Origin of the sequence: Bifidobacterium rousetti (assembly GCF_008698235.1) — a bacterium.
In the GTDB taxonomy this organism is placed as follows: domain Bacteria; phylum Actinomycetota; class Actinomycetes; order Actinomycetales; family Bifidobacteriaceae; genus Bifidobacterium; species Bifidobacterium rousetti.
In genome coordinates, this window is the sequence record NZ_PEBH01000018.1 from 1 (window position 1) to 20,897 (window position 20,897).

12 protein-coding genes and 1 pseudogene are annotated in these 20,897 nt (G+C 58.5%); 7 read left to right on the forward strand and 6 right to left on the reverse strand.

Translation table 11 applies throughout. The annotated features are described in order from the left end of the window. Window positions 1–214: 214 nt before the first annotated feature. The gene (locus tag CSQ85_RS12490; protein WP_150384288.1) at window positions 215–2,473 is read right to left on the reverse strand and encodes an InlB B-repeat-containing protein; all 2,259 of its coding nucleotides are present in this window, start codon (window positions 2,471–2,473) and stop codon (window positions 215–217) included. 195 nt (window positions 2,474–2,668) lie between these two features. Next, window positions 2,669–3,955 carry a leucine-rich repeat domain-containing protein gene (locus tag CSQ85_RS12495; protein WP_150384289.1) on the reverse strand — a complete coding sequence of 429 codons (1,287 nt, stop codon included), beginning with the start codon at window positions 3,953–3,955 and terminating at the stop codon, window positions 2,669–2,671. A gap of 380 nt (window positions 3,956–4,335) precedes the next feature. Here CSQ85_RS12495 and rfbA point away from each other — a divergent pair, with 380 nt between their 5' ends. Beyond that, a complete protein-coding gene (gene rfbA, locus CSQ85_RS12505) occupies window positions 4,336–5,250 on the forward strand; it encodes a glucose-1-phosphate thymidylyltransferase RfbA (RefSeq protein WP_150384290.1) in 915 nt (304 codons plus the stop codon). 122 nt (window positions 5,251–5,372) lie between these two features. Next, entirely contained in the window at window positions 5,373–6,788 is a 1,416-nt protein-coding gene (locus tag CSQ85_RS12510; RefSeq protein WP_150384291.1) for a glycosyltransferase family protein, read from the forward strand. Here CSQ85_RS12510 and CSQ85_RS12515 read toward each other — a convergent pair. The 3 genes from CSQ85_RS12515 to CSQ85_RS12525 all read right to left on the reverse strand — a co-directional run bounded on the left by CSQ85_RS12515 (window position 6,770) and on the right by CSQ85_RS12525 (window position 10,823). Continuing rightward, the gene (locus tag CSQ85_RS12515) at window positions 6,770–7,816 is read right to left on the reverse strand and encodes a glycosyltransferase (protein WP_223846981.1); all 1,047 of its coding nucleotides are present in this window, start codon (window positions 7,814–7,816) and stop codon (window positions 6,770–6,772) included. The genes CSQ85_RS12510 and CSQ85_RS12515 overlap by 19 nt on opposite strands. Before the next feature lie 88 nt (window positions 7,817–7,904). Further along, window positions 7,905–8,828, reverse strand: a complete 924-nt coding sequence (locus CSQ85_RS12520; protein WP_150384292.1) for an NAD-dependent epimerase/dehydratase family protein — start codon at window positions 8,826–8,828, stop codon at window positions 7,905–7,907. 78 nt (window positions 8,829–8,906) lie between these two features. Then, window positions 8,907–10,823: a DUF4422 domain-containing protein gene (locus CSQ85_RS12525; RefSeq protein ID WP_150384293.1), complete on the reverse strand. Its 1,917-nt coding sequence runs from the start codon at window positions 10,821–10,823 to the stop codon at window positions 8,907–8,909. A 130-nt stretch (window positions 10,824–10,953) separates the two neighbouring features. On the opposite strand from CSQ85_RS12525, the gene CSQ85_RS12530 reads away from it, so the two are divergent. From CSQ85_RS12530 to CSQ85_RS12540, 3 genes are all read left to right on the forward strand, one after another. Continuing rightward, the gene (locus tag CSQ85_RS12530; RefSeq protein WP_107041876.1) at window positions 10,954–11,787 is read left to right on the forward strand and encodes an ABC transporter permease; all 834 of its coding nucleotides are present in this window, start codon (window positions 10,954–10,956) and stop codon (window positions 11,785–11,787) included. A gap of 77 nt (window positions 11,788–11,864) precedes the next feature. Continuing rightward, complete coding sequence (locus tag CSQ85_RS12535) at window positions 11,865–13,151, forward strand: ABC transporter ATP-binding protein (RefSeq protein WP_395956972.1); 1,287 nt, start codon at window positions 11,865–11,867, stop codon at window positions 13,149–13,151. 86 nt (window positions 13,152–13,237) lie between these two features. Beyond that, window positions 13,238–14,842 (forward strand): alpha/beta hydrolase fold domain-containing protein, encoded by a 1,605-nt coding sequence (locus CSQ85_RS12540; RefSeq protein WP_150384294.1) that lies wholly within the window; start codon window positions 13,238–13,240, stop codon window positions 14,840–14,842. Window positions 14,843–14,943: 101 nt separating this feature from the next. On the opposite strand, the gene phoA is transcribed toward CSQ85_RS12540, so the two are convergent. Continuing rightward, window positions 14,944–17,304 (reverse strand): alkaline phosphatase, encoded by a 2,361-nt coding sequence (gene phoA, locus CSQ85_RS12545; RefSeq protein WP_150384295.1) that lies wholly within the window; start codon window positions 17,302–17,304, stop codon window positions 14,944–14,946. Window positions 17,305–17,525: 221 nt separating this feature from the next. On the opposite strand from phoA, the pseudogene CSQ85_RS13700 reads away from it, so the two are divergent. Both CSQ85_RS13700 and CSQ85_RS12550 read left to right on the forward strand, forming a co-directional pair. Then, window positions 17,526–17,834: pseudogene (locus CSQ85_RS13700) on the forward strand (glycosyltransferase family 2 protein); the annotation flags it as partial. 519 nt (window positions 17,835–18,353) lie between these two features. Beyond that, a complete protein-coding gene (locus CSQ85_RS12550) occupies window positions 18,354–20,561 on the forward strand; it encodes a DUF4422 domain-containing protein (RefSeq protein ID WP_449495020.1) in 2,208 nt (735 codons plus the stop codon). Window positions 20,562–20,897: the final 336 nt, after the last annotated feature.

Consider the following 20,897-nt stretch of genomic DNA (forward strand, 5'->3'; position numbering starts at 1 on the left):
CCGCGGGAATCGGTTCCCGCGGGGGACACCCCCTCCTCGTTGTCTTTGTCGTGGTGCGGGGCCGTGGCTGCGGGTTCCCGCCGCCGCGACAGTGCCGCCGGCACGACGAAACGGGGCGGGCCCCACGACCGGATGCGTTCTCCGGTCGCGGGGCCCGCCCCGTTCTCATGTTCCGTCATGCGTCGGGGGGTCGCAGGCCGCCCGACGCATGATGTCAGCGGATGGCGTAGAACACGATGCCGTCGCCCTGGTATCCGCGGGCGAGGTTGGTGTTGTACTCGTTGATGTCGCCGGTGTACAGGTGCTCGGCGTTCGCCGTGGTGGCGTGGAAACGGTTCACGGCGGTCGTGGCGCCCTGCGGCGCGTAGAACGCGGTGCCGTCGACGCTCCAGCCGGCGGTCTTGAGGACCTTGACCTCGTTGGAGTCGGTGGACAGCAGGTGGTTGCCGTTGGCCGGGTTGTACAGGCGGGTCACGGCCGTGGAGTACGGGGCCTGGAACCGGGACGCCCTGAACGCGACGCCCTCGACGGTCCATCCCGAGTTCCTCAGGATCTTCTGCTCGTTCTCGTCGGTGGAGTACACGTGCCGGCCGTCCTTGACCAGACGGACGACGTCGGTCTCGCCGACCTGCACCAGCTTCTTCTGCGCGTCCTGCAGCTCGCTGATCAGGGACGCGTACTCCTTGTCGGTGTAGTCCTTGACCTCGGACTTGTGCTGGAGGTACGTCTGGAAGTCGGCCACGTACTGGTCGAACGACGCCTCGGTGTACTGCGCGGTGTAGCCCTCGAGCTTGGACTGGGTCTTGCCGTTCAGGTAGTTGCCTTCGGCGTTGTTGACCTTGAACTTGTCGTCCTTCAGGGCGGCGTCGGTGACGGCGACCTTGTCCTCGAGAGCCGTGAGGGTGGTCAGGTCGTTCTTCGACCAGACCGGCTTGAACTGGCTCAGCGGCGCGATGGACGTCACGGTCTTGTTCTCGCCGGTGGTCTTCTCGTATGTCAGCTCGTTGTTGTCCTGATCGATGGACAGCAGCGCGTTGACCGGAGCGGCGGCCCAGTCGGCGGTGTAGCCCTCGCGGGCGAACGCGCCTGTGGACGGGACCGTGAACCTGTCACCGGCCGAGAACCAGGTGCTCACGACCTGCTTGTCGCCATAGTTCGGAGCGAACTTGACCAGCACCTTGACGACCTTCCACTGCGCGTACACGGTCGTGTCGGCCGCGAACGTGCTCGCGGAGGTCACCGCCGTGCCGCTGCCGTCGGCCTTCGTGTTCCACCCGGAGAACTCATACTGCAGACCCGTCTGTTCGGCGGTCCTGCCGCCGTCGTAGATCACGGTCGGGGTCGGCAGCTTGCCGCCGATCTGCGCGCCATCGGCGACGAGGGCGTCCGTGGCCCAGGCGTTGGAATAGGTCAGCACGGGTTCCGAGGCGACGTTGTAATCGAAGCGGATGGTGTGGTTCTTGGCGGCGTCCGTGCGCTTCACGTACACGTCGGTGTCAGCGGTCACGGCCTTGGACGGGTCGAAGTCGGCGACCTTCTTGTTCACCGGGTCGAACCGGTACCACGTGGACGCGGTGTACTGGCTGTCCGAGGTGATGGCCTTCCACGTCGGGGTTTTCGCGAACTCGCTGAACGCGGCGGAACCGGGAACCTCGATGTCCACGTCCGTCTTGACGCTGTCGCCGTCGGCCTTCACGATCTCGAAGGCGATAGCCCCATCGGTGTAGTCCGTGCCGTCGTCGTTCTTGGCGGTGTTGTGGAACGTGACCCTGTAGGCGGGCACGTCCTTGACGGTATACGTGATGTTCGTCGTGCCCTTGGTGGCGTTGGACACATCGCTCAGCTTCTGCGCGTTCTTGGCGGCGTCACCGGTCAGGGAGATCTCGGTGCTGTTGCCGGTCGTGAACGCTCCCAGATACTTGCCGTTCACGGTTCCGTTATCAACCGGAACCTGCCAGTCAGCCAAAGCGTCCGACTTCGACCCGTCGGAGGCCAGATACGTGGTGTAGTTGCTGCCATCCCCGTCGGTCCCATCGGCGACCATGCCGGCGGTCAGGCCCATCACGCCGGAGCCGTTGCCCACATACTTGACCTTGTACGCCGTGCTCGCCGACACGATGTGCGGGAAGACCGTTACATCGGCCTTCAAAACGGCGCTCGGGTCGACCTTCACGCCCTCGCCGATGTTCTCGGACGTGTACCAGCCGGTGAACACATACCCGTCAGGGATCTCGAGATCGGCCGCCGGACTGCCGGACACACCGGCGCCCTCGCCTAGAACGGCGGGGTCCTCACCGGTCTTGTCCTTGTCGTCATCCGACGCGAACTTCCAGTTCGCACCGGAACTGAACGTGATCTTCGGCGACGTCGGAGCCGCCACGGCCGTGCCGGCCGCCACGCCCATCGTGGCCAGCATGGCCACGGAGGCGAGGCCCGCGAGCGGCGCGCGCCAGACCTTAGTGTTTCCTGTCATGATTCAGGAACCTTTCTTCTAGGGACACGGTGCCTGTTGACCGCGGAATTGTCGGACAGGGGCAGGAGCGTTTTTGAGAACGGTCAAATCGGTGCTTCGAAACGTGTTGTGGAAGAGGAATTCAAGAATATGGGCATCTATACGGAGGTGGCCCCGGTGATCTGCAGATCACCGGGGCCACCCGTTTTGTTGATGTCAGAGGGAGTACCAGGCGACGCCCTCGCCGTTCCAGCCGCTACCGGGGCGGCTGAGTGCGTCGTATTCGCGTTTGTCACTGGTAAACATGTGTTCACCGTTGCGCGTGTCGTACAAACGGTAGACGGGCTTGGTGCCGGTATCGTCGGTGTACCAGGCGACGCCTTCGCCGTCCCAGCCCCTGTTGGTCAGCACGCCGTATTCGCGGATGTCGGAGGTCCACAGGTGCTTACCGGTAGGCTGATAGTAGGCGCGGTATACAGGCTTGCCCGAAGCTGGCTGGTAGAAGGCGACGCCCTCGTTCGTCCACTGGCCGCTGTGGGTCAACGCGTCACGTTCCTCCGCGGAAGTCGTGTAATGGTGGACGCCATGGCCGGACAGGCGGTACACAGGCACGCCGTTCTCGGGCGTGGTCGTACCACCGTTGTTGCCGCCGTTGTTGGTGACGTGAACTTTGACCTTGATTTGGCCGCTGATCACGCCTTGTGCGGGCTTCACATCATCCAGATGGAAGGAGAACGCGTAACCGAACTCGTCGCCCTCCAATCCTTGGGTCCATGTGACCTTGTTGGTCTTCTCATCCCATGTGCCACCACCGTAGATCGGGCCAAGCACGCGCGCCCGGCGACCTCCGAGGAACGTGGGTACGTCCACGCTGAACGTACCGCCCTTCGGTACGTTCACATCGACCGTGGTGTCCGCCCACGACAGGTTGAAGCTCCACAGGCGCGGCAGACCGTGGTAGGCGGGCACGTCGCGCAACGGCGTCTGGTAAAAGTCGATTTTCTCCAGATTGGGCATGTCATGGATCGCCGCGGTCGACGTCAACGGGGTCTTCGACAGAGACAGTGATTTCAGTGTGTCAATGTCGCGCACCGCGTCGATATCCGTCAGGTTCGGCGCCTCGTCGATGCGCAGCGACTGCAGGGGAGCACCAACGAGGTCATCCAAATTGGACACGGACGTGGAGCCGACGGTCAGCGAGGTGAGGGCGCGTAGGTTGTGGATGCCGAGGAACGACGTGACTCGGCCGTCTAATATGCTACCGGTGACCAGACTGGTGATCGACCCGGCCATCTGGGGTGTGAACACAGCGTCGGCCGATACCCCGGCCGCTTTGGCAACGTCATGCGCGAGCACATCGTCCGGGAAGCATACGGAGATCGTCTCCACGCCGACGTTGCATGTGGCCCACGCGTCCGCGTTGGCAGGCATGGCGGTCAGACCCATGGTGGTGATCATCGCCGCTGATCCGATGATCGCGGCAAACTTGGATGCTCTTCTCATTTTCCTATCCTTGACGGAATTAGGCACAGCAATGGGGACCATCCCCATAAGGTCCAAGGATAGGAGCACGCAGGCCGCGACGAGCCCTCAAGTTCACGACATATCACAACGAACAGCAGGACGTTACCGGCCGCCAGTGCGGGAGTCGGCTTGGAAACCTCTGGAATCGCGGTGTCCGACTCGGCGGGCACGGTCTGCGCCGGACAGGAGGCCTGTACCTGGCTCATCGCGGTACTCTCGGCGTTGGCCACGTTAAGCGAGTACTTCGCCTTGAGTATCTTCCTCTTAGGAGAGACAATGTCATGCCATAGGTTTGGCTTATGATTACCGTAGTTTTGCGGTAGATGCCGTGCATCAAACCAGTGCAGAAAGGAAAGCTATTGAAAGGCATCATTCTGGCCGGAGGCTCCGGTACAAGGCTGTATCCGCTCACCTCGGTGACCTCCAAGCAGCTGCTCCCCGTCTACGACAAGCCGATGATCTACTACCCGCTGTCCACGCTGATGCTGGCCGGCATCCGCGACATCCTCATCATCTCCACACCGCACGATCTGCCGAACTTCGAGCGCCTGCTTGGCGATGGCTCCCGTTTCGGTCTAAGCCTGAGCTACAAGGTCCAGCCCTCGCCGGACGGCCTCGCGCAGGCGTTCCTGCTGGGTGAGGAATTCATCGCCGGCGATGCGTGCGCGCTTGTGCTCGGCGACAACATCTTCTACGGCAACGGCCTGTCCAAGCAACTCAAGGAAGCCGTGCGATTCGCCGAGCAGGGCGAATCCAGCGTGTTCGGCTACTACGTGGACGATCCGGAACGCTTCGGCGTCATCGAGTTCGACCGCGATGGGCGCGCCATCTCCATCGAGGAGAAGCCGGCCGAACCGAAGTCGAACTACGCGGTCACCGGACTGTACTTCTACGACAACCGTGTCGTCGACTTCGCCAAGCAGGTGCGTCCGTCCGCGCGCGGCGAGCTGGAGATCACCGACCTCAACCGTATGTATCTGGAGGATGGCACCCTGCGCGTCACCACGCTCGGCCGCGGGTACGCCTGGCTGGACACCGGCACGATGGAATCGCTGTACGAGGCGGCCGAATTCGTGCGGTCTGTCGAACGCTCGCAGAGCCTGCCCATTTCCGTGCCTGAGGAGATCGCCTACGAGCACGACTGGATCAGCAAGGACGCGCTGATCGAGGCGGCCCACGCCTACGGTAAGTCCAACTACGGCAAGCACCTGCAGCAGGTCGCGGAGGAAAAGGTCTTTCTCAGCGGGAGAAGATCCCTAGCTGCTATACGGTAGATGGGCGGTTACTCGAGGTAAAGCCACCCGGATGGGATTATGCGCTGGTGCCGCATTGAAATTACCTATGGACTTGACGGCTCGGCACAGTCTCTCAAACAGTCTTGAATTTGGTGAGGGGAATGAATAACAACACAGTTCTGCGATCTTGTGATGACAGCGAAGAGCGCGGTGCCATATCGCAACGGTGGCTGCTGGCCGTGTTCCTTGTGGTGTATTTCGTTGCTTTATGTGTGTTGTCATTGAAAGTGCCGCTCGCGAACGATTTCTTCCCGGATGAAAAAGGGCGTATAGCGTTGCCGTGGTATTTCTATGAGCACGGTGCGCTGCCAACGGGATATGAAGAGAGCGTGCGTATGAGTCCGTGGGGATTCTCCTACGCGAGTTATCCACTGATGCTGAGTACGGTATTGGGCGGTTCCCTGATGAAACTGACTGGCTTGGTGACATCAAATCCTGACTGGATCGTGTTTTCAGCACGTTTGGTGAGCATAGTGTCCGGCACGGTATTTGCATACTTTGTGATTCAGATTTCTTTTATGCTGTTTAAAAAACCTTTCAGCTATCTCTTCGCATCCTTGGTCATTTTCCTTCCGCAGATAATCTTTTGCTCGCTCTATTTCAACAATGATATTGTTGCGCTGTGTGGCTCATCGCTTATTCTGTATGCGTGGCTTTCCGGAATGAGAGATACATGGAGCATGCGTAGCGCGATCATACTTGCTTTGGGTATATCAATCATCGCGCTTTCGTATTACAATGCCTATTCTTGGATCCTACTGAGCCTGTTCGTCTATTTCATTTCTTGGCATCGTGCCCAAGGCTCAATTGGCTCCATGTTGAGCGAAAAGAGATTCCTGCGTACGACATTGCTTATCGCGGGGATCGTGCTGGTGTTGACCATGCCGTTCTTCATCCGGGCGGCGATCATCAACCACGGTGATTTCCTTGGATTGTCGACCGTCTCCCGCATGAGCGAGCAATACGGTGCCGAAGGGTTCAGCCCGTCCACCAGACCTACACCCAAGCATCTCGGAATGAGTCTCTGGGAGATGCTGACCACGACTCATTATCTGGGAGAAGGGAACACTTGGCTGCTATCTACGTATCGTAGTTTTATCGGTGTTTTCGGCCCACTGTCTGTATTCCTGCCACGTATCGTATATATGCTGTACGGTATTGCGTTCATCGTCGGCACAGCAGGATACATCATCGGGACGGCAACTAAAATCAAAACCAACAAAACCAAAACGTACGGCAAACGTATCCTTTTCGATGTTGCGATGTTGATCAATATCGCGATTGTCGTCGCTTTGGCTTTGCAGTACAGTTACGCTACCGATTATCAGGCGCAAGGACGATACATTTTACCAATGATTTTATCTTTCGCCTATCTTGTAGTGCAAGGATGGACGTATACGATCGAATCTATGCTCAAACGAGTGGCCGATCAGTATCTCCTCTGTGGTATCTTAATCGGCATTAGCGGTTGCATTGCGGTAATTGCGTTCGCGGCATATTACTCGCCAGCTGTTTGATCGTTGCTGTCTGAATTCTCTTGCCTGCGCTCTCCCAGTGGCCCCTGCTGGGGATCTCCGGCAATGAGATACAGCGGCATACCCATCGAAGAACGTACGCTGATGCCGATATATTCAGCCACGATGCCAATGGACAGCAGAATCAAGCCACTGAATACCAAGAACACGATCATCAATGAGGTCCATCCCGGTACCTTGATTGCGTGTCTGAACAGCTGCATGAAAAATAGCACAATGGCCCATATGATACCGGCGAATGAGGTCAGACCGCCTATGGCGCTGACGAAACGCAGCGGACGAGTGCCTCCAGTGACCACCATACGCCAGAAATGTCCAAGAAGGCGGACGAGATTGTACGACGACTGGTGATCGCCTTCGGAACGCAACGCAACGGGGCAAGTCGCAATGCGGTTGCCGACCCATCCCAGAGCAACGTCAAGATACGTACCGTTGCCGGCATGCACGGCCAAAGCACGTGCCACATCACCAAGAATGAGACGGAAGCTCTGATACTTTGGCGCATCGTTCGATCCGAGAAGATGCTTCGCCACAAACTTGGCACCCCACGAGGTGATATTGCGGAACAAGGAATGAGGCGCCGCGTTGGTCGGCTTCGCATAGATGACATCCGCCTGCTCATTCATGGCAACATCCAGCATGTCCCCAATGGCATGGGGATCGTGTTGTCCGTCCTCGTCCATGGTCACCACCCAGTCTCCCGTGCTCTGTGAGATTCCGGCAAGTGTTGCGGGATGCTGGCCGTAATTGCGGCTCAACCATACTCCATGAACAAATGGGAACCGCTGCTCAAGCTCACGGATGACGACATCGGAACGATCACGACCATGATCGAACACGGGCAGGATCTCACTCAATCGGTACAGGTGCCCTTGGGGAGATCGGCGTACGGTATGGAAATCCGCCAGCTCTGTGACCACCTTCTCGAGGGTCTTCTCTCCCCCATATACGGGGATAACCGCGGAAATATCGTGGACATACTGCCTGCTAGCTGTCGATGACTGCTCCACAGGAACACCTTTCTATTTGATGGACCACATGCATACTACCAATGGCTTAAGCCAGAGGCTAAGTGACGTTCACACGTCAACGGTGATGCTATTCAGAGTGAGTGATGAAGAAGTCATGGGTCCGCTTGACGCCTTCTGCCAAAGAAATAAATTCATCAATGGTGGATATCATTCGATATTTCGAGATATCCAAGACTGAATATGGGGCATCGACCTTCCGTGCCGGTTCATACACTATATCAAGCGATTCCGGAAGTACCGCCCCTATCGTCGCAATGACGTCGGAAACAGACACGCCGGTTCCACGTCCAAGATTATATATAGAGTTTCTCTCACCACGTTCAATGATATCGATAATCCCCTGAATAGCATCATCAATATAAATGAAGTCGCGCACGACGGACCCATCGCCGAAAATATGGATAGTATCATGATTGGTTGCCTGATAGACCAGTTTCGTGATTAACCCCAACGGTCCATGAGGGTTCTGCCCGGGACCATAAGGGTTGGAAAGACGAATGATCTGGTACTGCATGGAGCTGCAATGTGAAGTAAGTTGTAAGGTCTGCTCGATCATTACCTTTTGCAGACCATAGGTGTTGTATGGACAGGGGGGATCGGTCTCGCGGTTGGCACGATACGCCGAACCGCCATAGATCGTGCCTCCGCTTGAAAGGAATACCAGCCTATCCACATTTTCAGAAACACAGGCATCAAAGAGTTCCACAGAGGGAATGACATTGGCATGTATTTCATCCAGTGGACCTTTTTCCGTTCCAGGTACAGAGGTACTGATCAGATGAACGACAAGATAAGCATTTCTTACCAAAGATCCAAAGTCATAGCCGGCAACGAATTCTCCTGATACATATTCGACATTAGAAAGTCGCCGGTTATATACAGGTAATTTGTGATCGTATACTATTACAGAATTGTCAGAATCTTGGCTAAAACGTTCAGCCAGTCTTCTTCCAAGAAAGCCATTTCCGCCCAATATGACGATTTTCCGCATCCCTGCCCCTCACATGCAATTATCACGGTATTTCCGCAAACCAATTTCTTAACTCCGTTTTATTAAGAACGGCAGGGTTCACCGCTTCCCCTGCAGCTTCCGTGCCACCACTTTCAGCAGCTCCCGCTGCTTCGAACCACTCGGCGCGATCACGTCCGCATACTTCCGGATCGGGCTGTCCTCGGCGATCGCGCGCTCGTGGTGCACGGTCGGCTTCGGGCGCGGCACGTCGGCGAGCACCGCCATCGTCTGCAACGAGAACGGGGTCTGGCGCGCGTAGCTCCAGTACAGCGGGCCGAAATCGCACCACGGGTTCTTCCACGGCTTGTCGAAGCCCGCGTAGTGCACGATCTTCGGGTGCTTGCGGGACTCCAGATACGCCCGGTACACCGGCGCCGGCGCGAAGTCGAACACCCCGTGCACGCGCCCCGCGCAGTCGTGCATGACGTTCCAGTCGTACGGCAGGTACGTCACGTCGCCTTCGCACTCCATGTTAAGGATGTCCTGGTCGTTGTAAATGAACCCGGGACGCGACGCGATCTCCAGCCATTCGGGCACCGTGTGGATGTCGCGCATGCGGTCGAGGTTCATCACCAGCACGCCCGCCTGGAAGTAGTCGTACGGCTGCTTCATGCCCAGCTGGAAGTCCGCGTACTCGCGGCGCCTGCCGTCCTTCATGTTGAGGTTGCCGAGGAAGTCGAGGTCGCGCACCGCGCCGATCGCGCAGTCGCCGAGCGGCGTATCGTACAGTTCCGCGATGTCGCCGTTGACGACGAGATCGGAATCGAGGTACAGGATCTTCGAATAGAACGGCAGCGCGTCCTGGATGATGAACCGGTAGTAGGTCTCCACGCTGATGTGCGCGTTGTTCGTGGTCAGCTCGTACCCGGCGATCGACCGGCTCACGTCGAAGAAACGGATCTCCGCGTTCGCGAACGACGACAGGAACTGCGTGATGTTCTGCTTGTTCTGCTCGGAGATGTCGCGTTCCAGCACGATCACGTCGTAGAAACGCTCCGGATTCGCGTTCCTCAACATCGAGTAGATCGTGGTGGTGAGCATCGGCACGTAGTTGTCGTCCGCCGCGAAGATCACCGGCACGACGTCGCGCGGATTGCGATCCAAGGGTTCCAGCGACCCGACCGGTTCGGGGTGCGTGAAGTGCACGCACTGCAGTTGCTTGATCTTCCAGCCGCCCGCAACCCCGGAAACCCGCTGATGATGCGCAATATAGATATTGAGCAACCGCTCCGCCAGATGCCCCGGCGTGCGCAGCGTCTGCACGTCCGCGAGCGAATGGTCCCACCCCGCGACGAACTCGTCCAGCAGCGGGAACAGCCACGCGCAGTAGTCCTGGAAGATCGCCTTGCGCATGATGAACATGTTGCAGAAGCACGCCTTGTGACCGTCCAGCACCGCGTCCGCGTCCTCGCGGTAGTCCGGATGACGCTCGCACAGGATGTCGTACATGTGGCGCAGATCCTTGAGGCGCAGGTGGTCGTCGCCGTCCCAGTGCTCCTTGAGGTTGCCGAATCCGCCGAACGCGCGCACGTCGTTGACCGGGGAGGTGATCACGTCCCAGCCGTTCACCGCGCGGGCGATGCTGTAGTCGTCCAGCCCGTACTCGGCGACCGCGAGATCGTCGATGTACGTGTCGATGATCTCGCCGTAGTCGTTCTGCTTGTGGTCGAGGTCGGTGAAGTCGAAGTAGCGGCGGTAGTGGCAGAAGCCGTAGTAGTCGGCGTCGGCGTTCTTCCACGCCCAGTACTGGGCCGTGAGCTCGCAGTACATCGGGTTCTTCTCGGAGATGTTCTCGCCGTCATCGTCGTGCAGCATGTCCTCGAACAGCCTCGGCGCGTTGGCGGCGCCCACCTGGATCGGCACGATGCTCGCGCCGTCCGGCACGGCAGCCGGCTTGTGCGCCGACACGAACAGCTTGATGCGGGGCTGGGTGCGGGCCGGTTGCGGCTTGGACGACTGCGCTGTAAAAGCCATGTGTAGTACTCCGTCTTGCTTCGACAAATACGACTAACACTTTAGAATATATGGGAGTGCCGAGCGGCCGGCGGCGGATCCGTCCCCGAAAGTTTCGCATGGGATACGCATGAGTTAGGATAGGACGTTTGTGAAGAACCTAGTCAAGAGCCTCCAGGAGCGCTACCGCTACGCGCTGATCGTGTTCAAGGAGCTGGTGAAGACCAACTTCAAGCTTCGTTATCAGGGCTCCTTCCTCGGCGTGCTGTGGTCGGTGCTGCAGCCGCTGATGCTGTTCGCCGTCATGTACGTGGTGTTCGTCAAGTTCCTCAAGTTCTCCGACGGCACGCCCACGTTCCCGATCTCCCTGCTGTGCGGCACCTGCCTGTGGCAGTTCTTCTCCGAGTCGACGAGCATGGGCATGCGCGCGATCGTCGACCGAGGCGACCTGTTGCGCAAGATCCACTTCCCGAACTACATCATCGTCGCGTCGACGACGATGGGTTCGATGATCTCGCTGGCGATCAACCTGTGCGTCGTGATCCTGTTCGGCACGTTCGCGCACGCCCACTACACCTGGCGTGTGATCCTGGTGATCCCGAGCATCCTCCAGCTGTACGCGATCTCGCTCGGTGTGGCGCTGCTGCTCGGGTCGCTGTACGTGTACTTCCGCGACATCGGCCACATCTGGGAGGTCCTGTTGCAGGCGATGTTCTACGCGACGCCTATCATCTACCCGATCTCGATGGTCCAGAAGAACCCGGAGTTCAGCTGGGCGGCTGACCTGCTCATGCTCTCGCCGACCACGCAGACGATCATGGACATCCGCCACAACCTGCTCTCGCCGGAGTACGTGCCGACGATCTGGTCGATGATCGACAACCCGTGGCTGTGCCTGCTGCCGTACGCCCTGTCCGTGATCGTGCTGTGGGCCGGCATCCACGTGTTCCGCAAGTACAGCGCGAAGTTTGCGGAGGTGCTGTGATGATGGGTGATGCTGTGACCGACGTGACCGAACAGAAGGAGACCGCGGAAGTGAGGGGTGACGAGAGCGTGGCCGACGTGACCGAAGTTGAGAAGACGGTCGAGAAGACGAACGACGACCGTCCGGTCGTGCTCAAGGTCGAGCACGTCGCCAAGTCGTTCCGCCTGCCCACCGAGCAGGCCACGGGATTGAAGATGGCGTTCCTCAACTGGACGCGCGGCATCAAGGGCTACACCGAGCAGCAGGTGCTGCGCGACATCAACTTCGAGGTGCATCAGGGCGACTTCTTCGGCATCGTCGGACGCAACGGCTCCGGCAAGTCCACACTGCTCAAGATCATCTCCCAGATCTACATGCCCGAGAAGGGCCGTGTGACGGTCAAGGGCAAGCTCGTGCCGTTCATCGAGCTCGGCGTCGGCTTCAACCCGGAGCTGACCGGCCGCGAGAACGTGTACCTCAACGGCGCGCTCCTCGGCTTCAGCCGCGAGGAGATCGACGCGATGTACGACGACATCGTCGACTTCGCGGAGCTCGGCGACTTCATGGATCAGAAGCTCAAGAACTACTCGTCCGGCATGCAGGTGCGACTCGCGTTCTCCGTGGCGATCAAGGCGCAGGGCGATATCCTGGTCCTCGACGAGGTGCTCGCCGTGGGCGACGAGGCGTTCCAGCGCAAGTGCGACAACTTCTTCGCCGAGATCCGCAAGGACCCCACCAAGACCGTCATCCTGGTCACCCACTCGATGGACGCGGTCAAGAAGTACTGCAACAAGGCCATCCTCATCAAGGACGGCGAGATCATCGTGAGCGGCAACAAGAACGACGTGGCGGACAGGTACACGCTAGAGAATCTGAAACGCGAGGGGAAGGCCGCTGGATCGGGCAAGCAGGAGGACGGCCAGTACCCCACTGGTTTGAGCGATTTGGTGCCGATCCTCAACGTGAGGCCCGTTGGAAGCCCCGTGTGCGACTTGACCGAAGGGTTTACCTTCCAGGTTGAATACGATTACAAAGGTAATCTTCCGATATATATGGCGATTTCACTGAACGACGTTCGTCGGGGAGGCGTCAGTTATGGTGACAGCTTTGATGTAAAAGCCAATGGACACCATACGGTACGATTCCACCTGCCGACAGGCCTGTTCAATAACGGCGAGTTCCGTATCATCGCTTCGCTCCATGAAAATGAAACGGGAGATCCGTCCGGGGCGAAGATGATCGCGTATACAAATGAGGGCAACTCATGTAACTTCTCCATTCGCGATTCGCGAGGAGTGGACAACTTTGCCTTAATCAACAAGGATTCGTTGGCATACGAATGTCTGGATCCCGAGATCGCCGTTCGTCAGAAACTTCAGGCTTAAGCATGTGAGCGAGTGAGCAGGGATGTACGTCCACCGACTATAGTGGCTCAAGTATTTGTCGAGAGCTGAGACTGTAGGTGAGCTATATGAGTGGACGCACATCCTCTCGAATGATTCATACTGTATGTGCAGCATTGGCCGCAGTGGCGATGTCTGCTGCGGCGATGATGCCGGCGCAGGCACTAGCCACTTCTGTGGTGCCGGAAGGTGTTGCTGTCACTGAGTCTTCTCAGGAGTCCAATCCCGACGCCGCGGGCACGACAGCTCCATCGACCGGCACCACGGTAGCCGACAGTGACATCATGACGAACATGGATGTTCCCTATATGGCTCCGTGGAATGCGGAACAAACTCAGAAACTGGATATCTACAATGCGACAGGCACGGAGATATCGACCGGTAAAGCTCGTCCTGCCGTCGTCTTCATTCATGGTGGCGCTTGGATCCATGGCGATAAGTCATTCATCTCCGAACGCATGCCGTTGGTAAAGACCCTACTGCAAAGCGGCTATGTTGTTGCATCCATCAACTACCGACTCGCCGTGGAATCTCCATGGCCTGCACAAATCAACGATTGCAAGTCCGCCATACGTTTCCTACGTGGACATGCTGCCGAGTACGGCACTGATCCGGATCGTATTGCCGTATTCGGAGAATCCGCTGGCGCTCATCTGGCGATGATGTTGGGTGTAACCAATGGAAGCCGTCAATTCGACAACACACAGGACGGCAATATGTCAGGCATCTCCAGCGATGTTCAGGCGGTTATCAGTGGCTTCGGCATCTCTGATGTCGATGACTGGGGTAAACTTCCGGGCGATGACGTCTCTTCCGCCATACACGCGAAGAACCTGCTATTCGGCGTGGAAGAAATGAGGCAATACACCGAAGCACAGGCTAAAGCAGCAAGCCCCCTGACTTATGCAAGCGCTAAGGCAGCTCCAATGTTGCTGGTTCACGGGCAGAACGATAGCACCGTGTCATATCAGCAGACGGTGATGATGGAGCAGGCTCTTGATAGGGTTGGCGCAAAAAATGTGTCTACTTGGTATCCGGAATATGGGCCACATGGTCTTACCGACGTGTTCTGTAAGAATGTCACAGCCCAACAACATTATCTCGATTTCCTATCGAAAATGTTCCCCCACTCACAGCATGGGAACAACGATGAGACTGAGACAGTTCCAGTATATCGTTTCTACCAGCCGTCGCAGCATACGTATTTATTCTCTGCGCAGGCTAATGAAACGACCATCCTTGAGCAGGATTGGACGGGATGGCTTAAAGAGGATGCGGTATTCCGGGTACTCCCGGGTTCAGATTCGGCTGTCTCAAACGGGAGCGATGCTCCCGCAACTAATTCTTCCGTGAATAAGGCGGATGACGATGCTGTTCAGACAGCTACAATGATCGTCAGTCGCGTGCACAATACGAACACTAATGACTATATTTACACCGCCAATACTGATGAAGTTAATATATTGGAGAGTCAAGGGTGGGTAAAGGAAACGACATTCCGTACCATTGCTGCCGGAGGAATCTCCGTGCATCGTTTGTATGATGCGCGTACGAACCGCCATACGCTAGTAAGCAACGACACAGAAAAGCAAAGCCTAATCGCATATGGCTGGCGCGATGAAGGCATCGCGTTCCATGCCTACGATTCTGATCAGCTTTCTGTATCGCTCTAATGTTTATGAGCCAATCGACAAGATGATTAAGGGTGGGGCCGAGATGTTCTCGGCCCCACCCTTTTATATTCCGGATTGTTCCGGCAACAGTTCAGGCTACGTCACTTGGCAGGATTGTAGGCCTTGAATGCCACGCCTTCACCGGTCCAACCACGAGTCTGAAGCACCTGGTACTCATTCTCATCAGACGTGTACAAGAAGTTGCCGTCCTTGTTCAAACGATAGACAAGCAGAGTGCCATCAGCCGGAGTGGCAAAGGCCACGCCTTCACCGGTCCAACCACGAGTCTGAAGCACCTGGTACTCATTCTCATCAGACGTGTACAGGAACACGCCAGCCTTGTTCAGGCGGTACACCTTGGTTGCATCCTTGGTTTCAACCGGAACACCGGCGAATACAACCCCTTCACCGGTCCAGCCACGAGTCTGAAGCACCTTGTACTCATTCTCATCGGCAGAAAGCAGACGCTGGCTGCCCTTGGTCAGACGATACACCGGAACCTTCCCATCAGCCGGCTGATCCGGGGTAGACGGCTCATCCGGAGTCGTCTGGCCGCCCTTGCCGAGGGTCACGGTCACGGTCTTGCCGGACTGGCGGCCGGTGACGGTGAGCTTGTAGCCTTCTTGCGCGTTCTTCAGCGCGATCTCGGTGGTGCCGGCGGTCTGGACGCGCACGCCGGAGAGCGGGGTGCTGGAGGCGGACTGGTCGACGATCTTGCCGCTGGCGTCGGCCAGCTGGTAGGCGAGGACCGCGTCACCGTTGAAGCCGGTGGCCTTGGCGGTGTAGGCGCCGTCCTTGCCTTCGACGCTCACCTGAGCGTCATCGGACAGCTTCTTCTGGGCGTCGACGCTGGTGGCGAGGCCGAGCGCGTTGCCGATGGTGTAGAAGTTGTCGGTCTGGTCGGTCAGGCCGTCGACGCGGGAGGCGTTCGGGCCGGAGGCGGCGATGCGCAGCTGGGTGCCGGTGTGGCTCATGTTGCCCTGGGCCTTGCTCGGATCGGCCTTGCCTTCGACGTCGGCGCTGGTGTCGCTGCCGTTGCCGTACAGGTCGCTGGAGGAGGTGCCGTAGGAGATGACGGTCTTGGAGCCGTCACGGTTCTTGAGCACGGTGCTGAGGGCGTAGATCGGCTGGGATTCGACGATCTGCGAGGTGTGGGCGTGGTCGGCGGTGACGATGACGAGCGTGTTGCTCAGGTCGACCTTTGCGAGGGCCGCGGAGATGGCTTTGTCGAGGTCGTCGGTCTCACCGATCTGGCCGCAGGCGTTGGCGTTGTGGTCCTGCTTGTCGATCGAGGCGCCCTCGACCTGCAGGAAGTAGCCGTTCCTCTGGCCGCTCGGGTTCTTCGACAGCAGGTCGATCGACTTGCTGGTGAAATCGGCGAGGGACGCGCCCTGGTTGCCGAGCCACTTCTGGTTGACGGTGCAGACGGTCGGGTTCTCGTCCTTCTTCGGATCCTGCTTGGTGGCGACGGACGGGTTGAACTCGGTCGGCAGGTTGCCGTCACCGAGCAGGGCGAGGACCGGCTTGGTCTGGTCGGCGGAGGAGAGGTTCTTGAAGCCGTTCACGTCACCGGACTTGACGGTCTGGAAGCCACGGGCCGCGGCCTGATCCCACAGGGTCTTGCCGTCGAGGCCGAGCTGGTTGAAGTACTTGGCGCCGCCACCGATGGTCACATCAGCGCGGGTGTCGAGCAGCTGCTCGGAGATGGAGCCGATGCCGCCGTTGGCCTTGAGCTGGTCGGCAAGGCAGCGCTTGGCGGCTTCCGCGGCGCCGTCGGAGGCGTCGACCTTGCCGTCCTTGTTGGTGTCGGTGCCGTCCCACTTGCCCTGCGGGCCGTAGCAGGCACGCTCGGAGGAGTGGGATTCGAGGACGGCCGGGGTGGCGTCCTGGATCTCGGAGGTGGTCACGTTGCCCGTGGCCTTGCCGGCGGCCTTGGCGAGCTCGATAAGGTTGAGCTGCGGGTTGCCCTTGACGTCGATGTCGACGGCGTTGTTGTAGGTCTTGGTGCCGGTGGCCCAACCGGAGCCGGACGCGGAGGAGTCGGTGACCGGGGTCAGGACGCCCGCGGTCTTGGAACCGGCGAGCGAGCCGTCGGACTTCTTGGCCATCAGGCTGTCGTTGGAGCTGCCGCCCAGCGAGAAGGTGGTGTACTGGCCGACGCCGGTCTCCACGCCCTGCGTGGGCTGGCCGAGGCGGTCGATGCCCTCGAACTTGCCGTTGAGGCCGTGCAGGTAGTTGCGGGCGACGGTGATCTCGGAATCACCCATGCCGTCGCCGATGAACAGGATCACGTTCTTCGCGGTCTTGGAGCCGATCGCGGCGATGCGCTGCGCGCCGCCGTGGACGGACAGAGCCGCGACATCCTTACCTTCCGCGGCGGTCGCCGTGCCCGCGACACCCGCGAGCGTGGCCACCGCGGCGAAGGCGGCGATGGCCGCCTTCAGACCATTGTGCTTCCCCATGATTGGTCCTTTCGTACCTCTTGATGTAGTACGAGGCCAACGCTAGGAATCGTGTTCGTCGGCTGGACGACACCTATGGGGCACCTTGGGAATATTTGGGTGAATTCTTGGAATCTGCTGAGAATGAGAATCAGTACCTTCCAATGAAACCGCGAATTGATGAAGCATCCAGTACGCCACACGTTAGACTGGACATCATATCGACAACCAAGCGAGGTCCTATGCCAACTCTGTCCATTGTTATTCCGGCCTATAACAAAGCTGAATACCTCGATGTCTGCCTCACGAAACTGGAGAAACAGACGTTTCCCGACATCGAGATCATCGTCGTGGATGACAAAAGCCCCGACAATACCCGCGAAGTCGTATTGCGGCACAGGGAAAGGGATCGTCGAGTCATACTTGTGGAGCAGGACGAGAACAAAGGCACCCTTGTCGCGAGGAAAACCGGCGCGCTGCATACGACCGGCCAGTACGTCACCTTCATGGATCAAGACGACGAACTGGTACCAGACGCATGTGAACGCATGATGATCGCCACGCAACAGGACCCCGTTGATATTCTCCATTTCGGGGTGAAGGTCAACGCTTCCAACGATATGGCTTCGGACGCCTCGGCCGGTATGACGGAATACATGACGCCACGACCCCGGAAACTGTATGGCTCCGCAATTCTGGAGACAGTCTTCTCCGATAACGGGTACGATTGGAACGTTCATCACAAGTTATATCGAGGTGATCTGGTCCGGGATGCACTTCGGGACATCGAGGAAGTTCGACTCACCAGACCGGATGATGCCTATTTGTATTTCGCAATCGCCTCCTGTGCGGTTTCATACCGAGCGCTTCCGGATTCTCCTTGGTACATCTATAACCTCGGCCGAGGAGTGACATTGGGCAGTGAGCTCACTCCCGATGTACTTGATGACATCAGCTCCCAAGATGCCAACGCTGTGGCGCTGGTGGAACGTTATGTCAAGACCCACGGTAATTCACCCGCGCAACGTGTTGCTCTCGAAAGATTACGCACCCGTCTCATCAGTCACACGATGAACGAGTGGAAGGACAATATCGCGTCGGACGATAAGGAGACTGCCTTCGGCCTTATTTCCCGCGCATGGAATGCCATCGACATCGCGGGCGAGCTGTACCGTTTCATCAATGATGACGCCTACCGCGCCCGCCAATACCTGTATGACGATTCAGATCGAAAGCAACAGGCCATCCACGAGGTCGAACGGTGCCAATCGCTGTTGGACACGTTGAACCCGTCCGAAGCAGCGACACAGCGCTACTCCTCGATGAAGGCCACCGCCGAGAAACAGCTTCAGGCGCTGCAACAAGACAAGGAGGACATGCGCAAACGGGAAGAGTCTCCCATCCGCATCTTCGTCTCGACCCATAAGAACGCGGAATACCCGCATGCGTCGTCCCTGCAGCCGATACAAGTGGGCGCTGTCGATAAGCCATACCGCTTCCCGGGCATGCTTCACGATGATCAGTGCGAGAACATCTCAGCCAAGAATTCCGAGTATTGCGAACTGACTACGCAGTACTGGGCGTGGAAGAACGTGGACGCGGAATACTACGGCTTCTGCCACTACCGCCGCTACTTCGACTTCTCCGACACCGAGCACGAGGAGAACCCCTACGGCGAGGTGATGGACGACTACATCGACGCGCAGGCCATCAAGGAGTACGGTCTCGACGACAGGACTATCGCCCGCGCGGTCAAGGGCTACGACGTGATCACCACCCGTTGGCAGGACCTCAGGAAGACCCTCGACAACCATGGCACGCCGAAGGCCCTGTGGACGGCGGCTCCGTCCCTGATCGACGAGGACCTGCGCCGCTGCTACCAGATCCTGTGCCGCATGCACCCCGAGTACCATGATGACGCGGTCGCGTTCCTGAACGGGCACAAGTCGTGCTTCTGCAACATGTTCATCATGAGGAAGCAGGTGTTCTTCGACTACTGCGAGTGGCTGTTCCCGATCCTCGCCGAGTTCGAGCGCGAGACCGATATGACGCACTACAGTCGCGAGGCCAGGCGCACGCCGGGGCACTTGTCGGAGCGACTGCTCAACATCTACCTGATGCATCAGCAGCGCGTCGGGGCGAAGCTGAAGACCCGCGAGCTGCAGTGCGTGCACTTCACGAACCCGGAGCCGTCCGAGCCGTTGAAGCCCCTGTGGACGCCGACCGCCGGACTCCCCCAGCCTGTGCCGGTGGTGTTCGCCGCGGACAACAACTACGTCTCCCAGCTGGCGACGACGATGTTCTCCGCGATGACGAACGCCTCGAAGGACCGCTACTACGACGTGGTCGTGCTGCAGCGCAACATCGAGTGGGATCGTCAGGAGCGGCTGCGCCAGTTCTTCACGTCGCGGTTCCCGAACATGTCACTGCGGTTCAAGAATGTGGATCGTGAGGTCGCCGGATACGACCTGACGACCTCGAATGCGCATATCAGCGTGGAAACGTACTACCGGTTCCTCATCCAGAAGCTGTTGCCGTTCTACGACAAGGTGCTGTACCTCGATTCGGACATCGTGATCAACGGCGACATCGCCGAACTGTACGACACGGAACTGGGCGACAACCTGCTGGCCGCCGTGCACGACATCGACTATCTCGGCAACCTCAACATGCCCGACGGCATCCGCATGAAGTACTCGAAGTCCACGCTGCGCATGAAGGACCCGTACCGGTACTTCCAGGCGGGCGTGCTGGTGCTCAACACCAAGGCGATGCGCGCGCACTACACGATCCGCCAGTGGCTCGGCTACGCCTCGAACCCGGACCTGATCTACAACGACCAGGACGTGCTCAACATGCACTGCGAGGGCAAGGTCCTCTACCTGCCGTGGGAGTGGAACGTGGTGCACAACCTCGAGGACCGTGTGGGCCGCATCTTCAGCTGCGCGCCGAGCGACATGTACGACGCGTACCTGAAGTCGCGCGAAAAGCCGAAGATCATCCACTACGCCGGATTCATCAAGCCGTGGACCGACCCGGAGTGCGATTTCGCGAGCGTGTACTGGCGGTACGCGAGGCAGACGCCGTTCTACGAGCGGTTGGTGAAGAAGGTGGCGGAGAAGACGATGCCAGCCATTGTTACGCAAAAGCCGCAACATGAGCGCGCCATCGGAAGCCGCAATCCGATCCGCAAAATCGTCGATCCGATCATGCCGATTGGTTCCAGACGGCGTGAAGCGCTGAAACTGTTGGGCAGGGTCGTACGGGGAAGGAAGTGACAACGTCCCCTAATAGTCACTTGTGTCTTAGATATATAGGTTAGGGCGTCAATCTTGCGCTACGTCGGATTGACGCCCTGCCTATTTCCTACTGTGGATGGATGGCAAGGGCAAACGATGGCAGTGCTACTGGTACACCGTCGAGGGCGAGGCGCGCAGATCGTTCCAGGCTGTCGCTGACATGTGGCTTCACATCCAAGAACCATGTCAGCGAAGGCGTCCGGACCCGCTACGAATGCGAGCTACGCGTATACGTCAACCCTAGAAGAAAGGTTCCTGAATCATGACAGGAAACACTAAGGTCTGGCGCGCGCCGCTTGCGGGCCTCGCCTCCGT

What these genes read in the sequence shown, in the direction of transcription:
- CSQ85_RS12490 (WP_150384288.1), bottom strand. Translation starts at nt 2,473, where the DNA reads ATGACAGGAAACACTAAGGTCTGGCGCGCGCCGCTCGCGGGCCTCGCC.
- CSQ85_RS12495 (WP_150384289.1), bottom strand. Translation starts at nt 3,955, where the DNA reads ATGAGAAGAGCATCCAAGTTTGCCGCGATCATCGGATCAGCGGCGATG.
- CSQ85_RS12510 (WP_150384291.1), top strand. Translation starts at nt 5,373, where the DNA reads ATGAATAACAACACAGTTCTGCGATCTTGTGATGACAGCGAAGAGCGC.
- CSQ85_RS12520 (WP_150384292.1), bottom strand. Translation starts at nt 8,828, where the DNA reads ATGCGGAAAATCGTCATATTGGGCGGAAATGGCTTTCTTGGAAGAAGA.
- CSQ85_RS12525 (WP_150384293.1), bottom strand. Translation starts at nt 10,823, where the DNA reads ATGGCTTTTACAGCGCAGTCGTCCAAGCCGCAACCGGCCCGCACCCAG.
- CSQ85_RS12540 (WP_150384294.1), top strand. Translation starts at nt 13,238, where the DNA reads ATGAGTGGACGCACATCCTCTCGAATGATTCATACTGTATGTGCAGCA.
- phoA (WP_150384295.1), bottom strand. Translation starts at nt 17,304, where the DNA reads ATGGGGAAGCACAATGGTCTGAAGGCGGCCATCGCCGCCTTCGCCGCG.
- CSQ85_RS12550 (WP_449495020.1), top strand. Translation starts at nt 18,354, where the DNA reads ATGAACGAGTGGAAGGACAATATCGCGTCGGACGATAAGGAGACTGCC.